Raw genomic sequence first — 12,507 nt, 5'->3', positions numbered from 1 at the left:
AGGAAACGGTAGTCGATGACTTGGAGAAGCTTCGCTGTCCGGCGGATCCAGATGCGCGGGTGGGGCACAAGACCGCCGATACGTCCTTCTTCGGATACAAGACTCATCTGGCGATGAGTGAAGAGCGCCTGATTACCGCGGCAGTCGTCACGACTGGAGAAAAGAATGACGGAAAGCAGCTGACGACCCTCATAGAAAAAAGTGTCCAAGCCGGAATGACGGTAAAGACGGTTATAGGGGACGCTGCTTATTCCGGAAAGAAGAATATCGAATACAGCCAGGAGAACAACATCGAACTGATCGCCAAATTACATCCGCAAATTACGCAGGGTGGCCGGAAGAAGGAAGATGAATTCGAGTTTAACAAGGATGCCGGCATGTACGTGTGTCCGGCTGGACACATGGCGATACGAAAAGCAAGAACCGGCCGCAAAAACGTTGGTAAAAATCAACGAGAGACGTACTACTTTGATATCGAAACATGCAAACGATGTCCCCTTCAGGAAGGGTGTTATACCGAGGGGGCCAAAAGCAAAACCTATTCGACTTCCATACCATCCCGGGAACATACCGATCAGACTGCCTTTCAGCAAAGCACCTACTTTAAGGAAAAAGTCAAAGAACGGTACAAGATTGAAGGCAAAAATAGCGAACTCAAACATCGACACGGGTACGAAGCAGCCACTTCCTCGGGTCTGATTGGTATGGAACTGCAGGGCGCCATGGCCATCTTCACTGTGAACTTGAAGCGAATCCTGAAACTAATCGGTACAACGTAGCCGCTGCAAACCACACGATCAACAAAAAACCGCCCGTTTCTCCAAGGTTGGGGAGAAACGGGCGGTTTTCATATGAGATTCTGCGATACGAAACGAAAAATCGCTAGATTTTCAGTGGCCCCGGCAATGCGGCTGGCTCCTTCCTATTTCGATCCGTTTTCGCGGCGTTCCCTGGCTGAGGCGCCCAGAAACTTAAAGGCTAGCACAAAATCAAATGCGGCAAACGCGATCAGAATAATGGTCAGTGCATCCATGCCTCCGGTCCGGTTCGTGCTTTGAATCGCCATGAGCACGAATACGGTACCGAGAAAGACGAACAGATACCCGTTAAAGCGCAGGGAGCCGATCATAGCAGCCAGCCTCTAACGATCAATTGAATCGACTGCTCCATTTCCTCCATCTGCTCCATGAGATCCTGGAGCTGTTCGCCAAAAATCACCTGAACGAGCATCACGAAGGAGTTGATCCCGACGTGCGCAATGATCGGTACGATAATGCGCTTCGTCTTGACATAGAGCCATGCAAACACAACGCCCATTGCCAGGTAGACGAGCAGGTGCTCAAAGTCGAGATGGATCACGGCAAACAAAAATCCGCTTCCGAGCGCTGCGATCCAAAAGCCAAAGCGCTTATACAAAGCACCGAAGATCACCATACGAAAGACAATTTCTTCAATAACAGGGCCAAGTACAGCGACCACAAAGATGACGAACGGCGCGGCGTTAGCCATGCCGACAATCATGTCGGTATTCTCGGAGCCCGGCTCAATGCCAAACGCAAACGTTTCAATTAAAGCCGCAGCATACTGGGCGAAAAACGCGAGGAAGATACCGCCGATTGACCAGAGAATTGTCTGCGGAATGTCCGCCTTGCCCTCCTGCAGCTTCGGGTTCGGCTTCGCTCGGAGCGCGAGCCAGACAATAATGAAGAAGCCAATTGTAAATCCGACCGAAATCGACTGGCCGGACAGCTGTTCCATCGAACCGTCAAACCCAAGTGCGATCAGCACAGGCATAATGACGACCGGGGAAAGCTGCATGAGAATAAAGGCTACAAGAATGAGCCAATAGTGTTTATTCAAACGGATGTCTCCCCTTCTGTAGTAAAGTCACAAGTCTAAAATCCATTGTAGCATACGAAAGTTGCCCCCCGCTTTTCTCACGTTTTAACGTTTCTGTGAACGGGCATAGTATGAAGGTGTGTGCGGTTACAAAGCCTAAAAAAATCATCCGAAAGGGTTGCAAATTTTTCTGAGGTTGATTATTATAGGAATTGTGTTAGCACTCAAATAAACCGAGTGCTAATAAGATTACTTAAACGTGAAAAAGCATGCCTGGCATGCCCAAATATTAAAGGAGGGTGTTTTCCTTGTTAAAGCCATTAGGAGATCGTATCGTAATTGAACTCGTACAGCAGGAGGAAAAGACGGCAAGCGGAATCGTACTGCCGGACTCTGCAAAAGAAAAGCCGCAGGAAGGGAAGGTCGTAGCAGTTGGTACAGGCCGTCTCACAGAAAGCGGAGAGCGCGTGGCGCTTGAGATCAAAGAAAACCAGAAAGTTTTGTTCTCTAAGTATTCTGGAACAGAAGTGAAGTACGAAGGCCGCGAACTTCTTATTCTTCGCGAAAGCGACGTACTGGCGATCATCGAATAAGGAATTCCCGTTAACACTAAATCTTTTATATGGAGGTTGATTCAGCATGGCAAAAGAAATTAAGCACAGTGAAGACGCGCGCCGCGCAATGATGCGCGGGGTAGACCGTCTTGCAGATACAGTAAAAGTAACGCTTGGACCAAAAGGACGTAACGTCGTTCTCGAGAAAAAGTTCGGTAACCCGCTTATCACGAACGACGGTGTGACAATCGCAAAGGAAATCGAACTCGAAGACAACTTCGAGAACATGGGCGCCCAGCTCGTATCCGAAGTAGCGTCTAAAACAAATGATATTGCTGGTGACGGTACAACAACAGCAACCGTTCTGGCACAGGCTATGATCAAGGAAGGCTTGAAAAACGTTACTTCCGGTGCGAACCCAATGGTGATTCGCCGCGGAATTGAAAAAGCAACTCAGGCAGCGCTTGACGAGCTGAAAAAGATCTCCAAGCCGATCGAAGGCCGTGAGTCTATCTCCCAGGTAGCTGCGATCTCTTCTGCAGATGACACTGTCGGTGAACTGATTGCAGAAGCAATGGAGCGCGTTGGAAACGACGGCGTTATCACAGTGGAAGAGTCCAAAGGCTTCTCAACAGAGCTTGAAGTCGTAGAAGGAATGCAGTTCGACCGCGGATACGCATCTCCTTACATGGTAACGGACTCTGACAAGATGGAGGCTGTTCTGGAAGATCCGTACATCCTTATTACCGATAAGAAAATCGGCAACATCCAGGAAGTGCTTCCTGTACTGGAGCAGGTTGTACAGCAGAGCAAGCCGATCCTGATCATTGCAGAAGACGTAGAAGGCGAAGCGCTCGCAACGCTCGTTGTGAATAAGCTGCGCGGTACGTTCAACGCAGTAGCAGTAAAAGCACCTGGCTTCGGTGACCGCCGTAAGTCCATGCTTGATGACATCGCGACGCTCACAGGCGGCGAAGTGATCACAGAAGACCTCGGTCTCGACCTGAAGTCTGCGCAGATTACACAGCTTGGCCGCGCATCTAAAGTCGTTGTCACAAAAGACAACACGACGATCGTGGAAGGTGCCGGCGACTCTGCGAAGATTGCAGACCGTGTCAACCAGATCAAGTCCCAGATTGAAGAAACAACATCTGACTTCGACCGCGAAAAGCTGCAGGAGCGTCTTGCTAAGCTTGCAGGCGGCGTAGCAGTCGTCAAAGTCGGTGCAGCTACAGAAACAGAAATGAAAGAGAAGAAGCTCCGCATCGAGGACGCCCTCAACTCTACGCGTGCAGCAGTAGAAGAAGGCATCGTTGCAGGTGGTGGTACAGCGCTCGTAAACGTGCTGACAGCACTGAAGACACTCAACCTCGAAGGTGACGAAGCAACTGGTGCCAACATCGTGTACCGTGCGCTGGAAGAGCCAGTACGCCAGATCGCTGAAAACGCTGGCCTGGAAGGCTCTATCATCGTAGAGCGACTCAAAGGCGAAAACGTCGGCATCGGCTACAACGCTGCAACTGGCGAGTACGTCGACATGGTCGAGCAGGGTATCGTAGACCCAACAAAAGTAACACGCTCTGCCCTTCAGAACGCAGCATCCGTATCCGCGATGTTCCTCACAACAGAAGCAGTCGTAGCAGAACTGCCTGAAGAGGACAACGCCGGCGGTGGCGGCATGCCTGACATGGGCGGCATGGGTGGAATGGGCGGCATGATGTAAGCCCAGCCCCCTTATATAAAGAGGCAGAAAGGAATTCGTTCCTTTCTGTCTTTTTTTGTTTGGTAGAAGAATGTATTTTGTTAAGATAGAAGTTAATCTGTAAACAGGAATATATATCGAACGGCAATACATACTGCGAAGCCAATTAATTAGGTTCGAAGTCGATAATACCTTTTAAAAATGCAAGAATCTATTGTATCCATTACCTCTAAATTAGGCTCAATATTAAACTAAGAGCATAAAACTATATAATAATTTAGGATTTCAACATATCAAAAATTTGAAAGGAGTCCTTCAAGTGAACTCTTTACAATTAGGTTGGATTGATTACTCTAGTGAACATAAAAATAAGGTAATGGCAGTACTTGATTTACTTTCTAGCAAAGGGGCAGTCGATGAGCTTGGAACTGGGGCCATTCGAGATGGATTTGGAGATTTGTTCTTTCCAGGCACGTCCACTATTCAGACGCGGGCCAAATATTTTTTTATTGTTCCTTACCTTATGATGGAGTTAGAAAGAGAAAATCACGATTCACACAAGCAATTTCTTGAAAAGCTTAGTGCCAGAGAAATAGACTTAATTCATATTCTCGCAGGCAACGAAAAAATAGGTGTAATTGGAGCAAGAGCGCGCAAGAAGCTGAAACGAAAACCTTCAAGTATATATTGGAATGGTCTTAAAACGTTTGGCATATTTAAAAAAGGTCATCTTTCTTTAGAAAACTATGCTAAGACCTTTGTTGCCATGCAACGGAGAAAAGATGCGGCGTTTTCTTTAGGTGATGAAAGTGGAGATGACTTGACTTCTGGAGCGAATGAATATGTTAGTAATTTTTGGGGGTGTGCCCCTCCTTTAGCGAATTGGAGGGATACCCTTAACATGGAACTTACTTTTTCGGAAGCAACTTTTCTAAAAGAAAGTATGATTAAATCAACCAAATCAGATAGCAGTCTGTTAGCATTTTTACTTTCTCAAAATCCAAGTAAGGTTAAAGAAATAGAAAGCTTTGATATGATTGGAGAGCAGTTTAAACTTCAAGGCAAGCTACGTGAGGACTACATATTAGCAAGGGAATTTAGTGAATTTATTTCTGGAGCGAATATTCGTTATAACATCATTCTTTCTAACAATAGGAATGAGCAAGCTGCGGAAAAATGGAAAGAATGGATGAACAGTCGGTTTGTTAATAAAGAACTTTCTCATTTTCAACAAGAGAAAGTACTCACACGACTTAATATTTATAATCCACTACTATCAAGATTTTTAAGAGAATGGAAGGAATCTGTAATTAAAAGAGATGTAGGGAAAATAGATAAACTACTGATCAAGCGAGAGCTTGAATTAAAATCTAAAGAACGTGCGAAGTTAAACAATGCCAATTACTATGCCTATGAAAAAGGAACTTGGTTAGGAGCTGAAAAACTGCAGTACCGCTTCATAAATTCAAGAGTTTTAATAAAAGATATCTATACAGCTTTGGAGGGATAGTGTGATTAAACCAGATAAAGACCGGCTGAACTATAGTGAAATGTTAAAGCCTCCTGCTGGATATGAGGTGTCTTTTGCCATAGGTACTACTTATTCATTAGATTTAGAGGCATTGATTGGTGTCCCATTAGCCCTTAGTTTATCTGAAGAAATGGATGATACGCTCCAAAAAGACCCTATCTATATGTTGGAAGGACTTCGAAGAAGCGCAGATCAAATGGTAATATTTTGTGAAGCGGGACAGATTAAAGTGCCTCAAAAGGAAAACTCCTTATTTGCACTTATGGAAGATAGTGTATTCGAAGTCGCCCTAGAAAATGAAATGTCCTTTCATCCGAAAATTTGGCTAATAAAATACGAGAATAGTGATAATCACTTTTTATATCGATTGCTTGTACTTACTAGGAACCTCACTTTTGATCGAAGTTGGGATCTTGCTTTAGCGGTTGAAGGCGAAATGTATGAGGAAGTGAGTGATAAGAACCAACCCCTGATCGATTTTATAAAGTTTTTAACACCCTATACGATGAGTAAAGAAAAAAAAGAACATATTGATAAAATAATAAATGAACTACCCTATATTCATTTCGATTCTGGAAATAAATATATCCCTGATTTTGAATTTCATCCTTTAGGAATAGAGGGATATGATTCGGAGAAATCCGGAATATTTGAAGATTATCATGAGAAGATTGTAATTTCACCTTTTATCTCTAAAGAAGTTATAAATGAATTAGGTAATAAATCATTATCTTCATCAAAAAAAGTGTTAATAACAAGAAGGCTTGAGCTGCAAAAGTTAACAAAAGAAATCTTAAAAATATTTGATGTCTATGTTTTAAAAGATATAATCCTTGAAGGGGAAGATGCTGTTAGCGAAGACGACGCCAAATTAAAAATTCCGCAATTACAGGATATTCATGCCAAATTCTATGCGAGGACTAAAAAAAATCAGCATCATATCTATATTGGTTCAGCAAACAGTTCTAGGAACGCTTTTAATGGAAATATAGAATTTTTATTGAAACTTCAGTATAAGAAATACGGCTTCAAGCTTACATCTTTATTGGATAACCTGTTCGGAGAAGATGACAGAGATAATCCTTTTGAAAAAATAGAAGAACTACCTAAAGACGACATGGAAGAAAAAGATGACATATCGGATAGGCTTCAGAGAGTAATTAAACAGCTGGTCCGTATTCGATCAAGTGCCAGTGTCCAAAAAAAGAAGGATACTTATTCTCTCCACCTTTCATTTAATGCAATTCCTAGCAAGTATAGTATCCTGATTGGTCCTTTACTAAGTGAGAAAATGATCTTCATACAAGAAGAAACCATGTTCAAAGATTTAACTATTCTCGAACTTGGAGAATTTTATAAAGTAAAAGTCGAAGGGGACGGAGAGAGTATAGTACGGATTATTAAGATACCGACAATAGGATTGCCACCAGAGCGTCATCGAGAAATCTACCGTTCAACAATTAAGAATTCTTATAGCTTTTTACAGTATATAGCTTTTTTATTAGCTGATGACTTTCTTTTATCCGCTGTAGAGCAAATAGAACAAAAGGGACAAGGCGCTTTAAATTGGGATTTGAAAGCAGGCAATTACCCTATATTATACGAGAATATGCTACAAGCAGCAGCTAGAGCACCAGAAAAACTAAAAGACATTGATCATGTCATTCAATTAATTGATGATAGAGAAATCATTCCAAACGAATTTTATCGTTTATATGAAACATTTAATGAAGCTGTAAAGATGGTGAATGAATGATAAATTTAAAACAAAAAGAAGCAGATGTACTTGAAGGGCTTAAAGATTTTCAGAGAGAAACCGTCGAACGGGTCTACGATTTAATGACGAATGACTATACTCGTGTACTCGTAGCAGATGAAGTCGGACTTGGAAAAACAATGGTTGCTAGAGGTGTAGTGTCTAAATTAGCCAGGTATTATCAGGAAAGATTTGATAATCAATTTTTTAAAGTAGTGTATGTCTGTTCGAATCAAAGCATTGCTAGTCAAAACATTAAGAAATTGAAAATCGATGACAACATCAAACTGGAAGATTCCTCGGACACCAGATTGTCTATGCAGCATTTAAAAATATATGAAGAAAAATATAACATAACGTCAAATGATAATTACATCCAATTAATTCCTCTAACTCCTACTACGTCGTTTACGATGACTGCAGGGTGTGGCAGTGTAACAGAGAGATCACTGATATACGCTGTGTTAAAAAGGTATAGTCTGGTACAAGGTTACTTAAACGAACTTGATATTTTGTTGATGGACACAGCAACAAAGGGGTGGAAATCGGCAAAGGATCAATATGAGAGCCGTGTAGAACAATGCCAGTTGATCGGCCGTGAAAAATATATTAATGATATATGCAAACGTATAGATGATTTTCTTGAAAAGAATATGTCTATTATTGATGAGCTAATGGAAGTCCTTACAAAGATTAAAATAGAAAATATTAAAGGTATAAGAGTAAAGGGCGCTGTTTCTATCATCTATAAGCTACGCAGGATGATGGCAGAAATCAGCGTTGATATCATGAATCCTGATCTTGTGATTATGGATGAATTTCAACGGTTTCCTGAATTAGTTAATGCAGATAGTGAAAGCGAGACTGCCTTGTTAGCAAGGAAGTTTTTTAACAGTTCAAGGTTTTCAGATGAAGAAAAAATGAAGATCTTATTGCTTTCGGCCACGCCTTATAAGTTATACTCTACGATGGAAGAAATAGCAGAAACCGGTGAGGACGAGCACTACAAGGAATTTTTACAAGTAACTGGATTTCTATTTGAACATCACCCAAAACAACAAAAAGATTTTAAAGAAGTATGGGCTAATTATTCGAATTCCTTGCGCTTGTTAACAGGGAATGACGTTGCTGTTATTCAGGCAAAGAAACAAGAAGCAGAGGATAGTTTATATAAAGGGATTGCAAGAACTGAACGATTGGCGGTAGAAGGCTCCAGTGATCTAATAAGTGCTTCTGTTATTCCACTGAAAATAACAAGAGAAGATATTTTATCTTACATAAATATGGATCTTCTTTTACAAAATACAGGGATCAAGAACAAAGTACCTGTTGACTATGTAAAGTCTACTCCATATCTTATGTCATTTATGGAGCATTACAAATTGAAACAAAAAATCACTCAATTTGTAGTTAAATATCCGGAAAATATTCAACAGATAGATAAACCATATTTATGGTTAAAGAAAGATAATATAAATAACTATAAAAAACTACCTGATACTAACGCGAGGCTATCTAATCTTAAGAAAGTAGCTTTTCCCAACAATGCAGAACGTTTGTTATGGATTCCACCTTCTTTGCCATATTATGAATTTAGAGGACCTTATACTGGCCAAATCAATTTTTCAAAACTGCTTATTTTTTCAGGTTGGGAAATGGTTCCACGGGCAATTTCTACGATGCTGTCTTACGAGGCAGAGCGTACAACAGTTGGCGAACTTATCAGGAAAACAAAGAAAAAAAAGAAGAAACAAAATCAAAAATATTTTGCTGAACACAGGTTTCCCCAACCAAGATTATTGTTTTCAATTAAAGATGGACGACCAGCTTCTATGAATCATTTAACCCTTTTATATCCTTCCATTACATTAGCCAAGCTGTTCGACCCAGTAGACGTTTTAAACAGAAAGCTTACATTGAACGAGATCAAAGCAGAAATTAAAGACAAGGTAAAATTTCTGTTAAATCATGTAAATTATAATTCTGCAGCACTCACTAATCGCGCAGATAAAAGATGGTATTATATAGCTCCGCTATTATTTGATCTGGAAGAAGCATTGATAAAGGATTGGTTCAACAAAGAACATCTCTTATCTGAACTCGAAGAGAACAGTGAGGACTCGGTAAAAGATAAGTCAGTTTTAATTAAGCATTTAGAGGTTTTGCAAGCCATTTTCATAGGAGAGAAGACGATAGAATTAGGAAAGCAACCAGATGATTTAGTGGATGTATTGGTTAATATGGTTTTAGGCTCACCTGCCGTTTGTACTTTACGTATGTTTGATGAAATTAATAATAAGTCACTTCGTCACGCAGTACAATTAGCGAAAACTCTTATAGATAGAATGAATACGCAAGAGGCAACTGCAATAATTGAATTGGAATATGGAAATAAGAAATGCACTGTACCTCACTGGCAAAACCTCTTAAAATACAATGTTGATGGCAACATCCAAGCAATGCTTGATGAATATTCTCATATGATTATCGAAGAAGCAGGGCTCAGGTTTGAAAAGGTTGATGATCGCCAAAATCAACTGGTCCAGCTGATGGTTTCCGCATTTGATACACATACTTCAAGTTACAAAGTTGATACAATAGAAAGCTTCAAGCGAAGGATTAAAGGAGAACATGGTATTGAACAAGCGATGAATATACGCACGAATTATGCGGTAGGTTTTGCCAATAGAAAAAATGAAGAAACCGCCCATAATAGAAAAAATAATGTAAGGTTGGCATTCAACTCTCCAATGCGTCCATTTGTACTTGCGACGACCTCTGTGGGACAAGAAGGTTTGGATTTCCATTACTACTGTCGTAAAATTTCACATTGGAATCTTCCTTCTAATCCAGTAGATCTTGAACAAAGAGAGGGAAGAATTAATCGCTATAAATGTTTAGCCATCCGACAAAATCTAGCTACTAAATATAGTAATATCACTTTCAAGTCAGATATATGGCAAGAAATGTTTCAAACAGCTAACGACCAAGAGCGAGATGAACATACACCAGAACTGGTACCATTTTGGTCGCTGCTAGAAAAACAAGACATAAAGATAGAACGTATTGTACCGATTTACCCACTGAGTAAAGACGGCGTTAAATACAAGCGTCTGATGAAAATTATGCAACTATATCGATTAAGTTTAGGGCAGGCTAGACAACATGAGCTATTGGAGTATTTATCTGAGACGGATTTAGGACAGGAGCAACTGAAAGATTTGTTTATGAACTTAAGTCCTTATTACAAAGAAAAAGGTAAATTAAAGAGTAAATGATAAGTTATTGATGAAATTTTGATATTAAATGCTAATAATAGAGCTAACTAATGTAGAGAAGATAACTATTCAGAAGCAAGTCCCACTTCAATCTTAGTATTCTTACTTTTAAAAGCTGTCGTGTTGTTTGTAGAAAGAGAGTTTGTTACAACAGGGTTTTCATTGGTAAATCAGCTCCCAATTCATTATAGTATAAGGCTAATATGCTATAGTGTGTGAAAAAAGAGGGTGGAATTGTATGGGAACGGAAGCTGCCAATAAGAAGGAGATGATGACATTACTCCGCTCTATTATAGAGAATCAACTGAGCGGAGAAAATGTGCGCGTTTATTTATTCGGCTCCTGGGCTCGTAAGCAGGAAAAGCATAGTTCGGACATTGACATCGCCGTGGAATCAGTTGATCCCATTTCACCTGCCGTATGGAACAGCTTACTTGACGAAATCGAAGAATCAGCTATTCCGTATAAAGTAGACGTGGTTGACTTGGATACTACTAATGCAGTGTTTAAAGAACGCGTGAAGAAGGAGGGAGTTATTTGGAAAGATTACATCAGCGACTAGCATCAGCTGAAAAAGCACTGAACTCTTTTGAACAGCTGGCGCTACTGGATACACTTAGTGAAATTGAAAGAGATGCTGCTATTCAACGTTTTGAATCTACGTTTGAAGCAACTTGGAAAGCTGCAAAGCAATATTTATATGATGTAGAAGGAATAGACGTCGGATCGCCTAAAGGTGTGATTCGCAGCAGCAGAGAGGTTCATCTGTTCAATGATGAAGAAGCTGTTCAAGCACTGGAAATGGTAAACGACCGTAATCTGACGGTTCATACGTACAACGAAGAGGTGGCATTCAAAATTAAGCAAAACCTCCCTCGCTATTATCAGCTTCTCAGAACTTGGACCGACCGTATGAAGCGCCATGTTAAATGAAATGTAACCAGTTCAATCAAGCAGAACAACTGCTGATAGAGAAAGGAGTATATCACCAAATGAAGCCTATCTCGATGGAATCGTATATCAAGAAACATAGCCAATCGAATCCGCACAGTAATCCTGAATCTATCAGAAAAGCGCTTCAAGAAGCGGTCAAGAGTAAGAAAAATGGTGAAACATGCAGCACATGTGGCAGCACTATATGGGCGCTTGGCAGTGCATTCGCAGGAAAAGAATGTTTTACCTGCATCACTGGAGACACGGATTCATCAGATGATTACGAGATCAGAGAAGTGTGCTGGTAGCGGCTGTTCAGATAAGAGCGTGTCTCGTCTATTCATAGCGCTAATAAGAAGTTGCAGAGAGATTGTTCAATGAAGCAATCTTGTGCCCGGAGCGTCTGGCAGCTTGAAGGTGTAAGGATATTGCGGACTTGATAATGGGAATCTTTCGCGAACGAAAAAGGCGTCCGGGGCGGCCCGTAAGTTGAAGGAAGCCGGAGGCAAACAAACGAGGTAATGAACTGAATCAAGATTCAATACCAACCTGAAGCGTAAAGGATAAATCTGACAAACTGATGAAGGCTAATAAATGAAACCACCTATGCCATCTTATTTACCGTGAAGCGTCAATACAGTTGTTGTCACTGAAAGCTATAAAATAGACTGTAAACAGCACCGACTTTACAAATAAATAAGCATGTTCGATAAATGGATCCCTTCTATTTTCAGCTTGGCGAGAACTTACCTTTATGCAGATCCTTGATGTTTTAAGGAAGGGAAGGCTCGCTCATTCTTTTCGAGGCGAGGACCGGCTTCTCAGGAGGATCAGATCGAGGCGAAAGCCGAGCCAGTTCCCTCCGAAAGCGAGTGCCCGCAGATACAGGCAGATGCGACGTGATTCACTTAAAC

General features: G+C 41.1%; 10 protein-coding genes. 8 read left to right on the top strand and 2 right to left on the bottom strand.

Features of this window, described 5'->3' with window-relative positions; all coding sequences use genetic code 11:
- On the top strand, positions 1-779 hold a 779-nt coding region (locus tag ACSZLD_RS13100; protein ID WP_444685432.1), incomplete at its 5' end, for a transposase.
- A gap of 143 nt (positions 780-922) precedes the next feature.
- On the opposite strand, the gene ACSZLD_RS13095 is transcribed toward ACSZLD_RS13100, so the two are convergent.
- Entirely contained in the window at positions 923-1,129 is a 207-nt protein-coding gene (locus tag ACSZLD_RS13095) for a DUF4305 domain-containing protein (RefSeq protein WP_444685431.1), read from the bottom strand.
- Positions 1,126-1,860 (bottom strand): CPBP family intramembrane glutamic endopeptidase, encoded by a 735-nt coding sequence (locus ACSZLD_RS13090; protein WP_377909194.1) that lies wholly within the window; start codon positions 1,858-1,860, stop codon positions 1,126-1,128. The genes ACSZLD_RS13095 and ACSZLD_RS13090 overlap by 4 nt, the downstream gene beginning before the upstream one ends.
- Positions 1,861-2,147: 287 nt before the next feature.
- On the opposite strand from ACSZLD_RS13090, the gene groES reads away from it, so the two are divergent.
- From groES to ACSZLD_RS13055, 7 genes are all read left to right on the top strand, one after another.
- A complete protein-coding gene (gene groES / locus ACSZLD_RS13085) occupies positions 2,148-2,432 on the top strand; it encodes a co-chaperone GroES (protein WP_444685430.1) in 285 nt (94 codons plus the stop codon).
- 46 nt (positions 2,433-2,478) lie between these two features.
- The gene (gene groL / locus ACSZLD_RS13080) at positions 2,479-4,116 is read left to right on the top strand and encodes a chaperonin GroEL (RefSeq protein WP_444685429.1); all 1,638 of its coding nucleotides are present in this window, start codon (positions 2,479-2,481) and stop codon (positions 4,114-4,116) included.
- Between the two features lie 298 nt (positions 4,117-4,414).
- A complete protein-coding gene (locus ACSZLD_RS13075; protein WP_444685428.1) occupies positions 4,415-5,605 on the top strand; it encodes a DUF6361 family protein in 1,191 nt (396 codons plus the stop codon).
- A 1-nt stretch (position 5,606) separates the two neighbouring features.
- Positions 5,607-7,382 carry a phospholipase D family protein gene (locus ACSZLD_RS13070; RefSeq protein WP_444685427.1) on the top strand — a complete coding sequence of 592 codons (1,776 nt, stop codon included), beginning with the start codon at positions 5,607-5,609 and terminating at the stop codon, positions 7,380-7,382.
- Positions 7,379-10,660, top strand: coding sequence for a DEAD/DEAH box helicase family protein (locus ACSZLD_RS13065; protein ID WP_444685426.1), 3,282 nt, complete (start codon positions 7,379-7,381; stop codon positions 10,658-10,660). Before ACSZLD_RS13070 ends, ACSZLD_RS13065 begins: the two co-directional genes overlap by 4 nt.
- Positions 10,661-10,898: 238 nt before the next feature.
- Complete coding sequence (locus ACSZLD_RS13060; protein WP_444685425.1) at positions 10,899-11,222, top strand: nucleotidyltransferase family protein; 324 nt, start codon at positions 10,899-10,901, stop codon at positions 11,220-11,222.
- On the top strand, positions 11,198-11,593 hold the full coding sequence (locus ACSZLD_RS13055; RefSeq protein WP_444685424.1) for an HI0074 family nucleotidyltransferase substrate-binding subunit: 396 nt from the start codon (positions 11,198-11,200) through the stop codon (positions 11,591-11,593). Before ACSZLD_RS13060 ends, ACSZLD_RS13055 begins: the two co-directional genes overlap by 25 nt.
- The last annotated feature ends 914 nt before the right edge of the window (positions 11,594-12,507 follow it).

It is taken from the genome of Alkalicoccus luteus (assembly GCF_052061695.1).
GTDB classification, from domain to species: Bacteria; Bacillota; Bacilli; order Bacillales; family Salisediminibacteriaceae; genus Alkalicoccus; species Alkalicoccus luteus.
Note: the sequence above shows the minus strand (reverse complement) of the source record. Positions and strands in the feature narration are given on the sequence as shown.

Bases quoted from the DNA above. Each gene is read 5' to 3' on its own strand.
- ACSZLD_RS13095 (WP_444685431.1), bottom strand. From the start codon at position 1,129: ATGATCGGCTCCCTGCGCTTTAACGGGTATCTGTTCGTCTTTCTCGGT.
- groL (WP_444685429.1), top strand. From the start codon at position 2,479: ATGGCAAAAGAAATTAAGCACAGTGAAGACGCGCGCCGCGCAATGATG.
- ACSZLD_RS13065 (WP_444685426.1), top strand. From the start codon at position 7,379: ATGATAAATTTAAAACAAAAAGAAGCAGATGTACTTGAAGGGCTTAAA.
- ACSZLD_RS13060 (WP_444685425.1), top strand. From the start codon at position 10,899: ATGGGAACGGAAGCTGCCAATAAGAAGGAGATGATGACATTACTCCGC.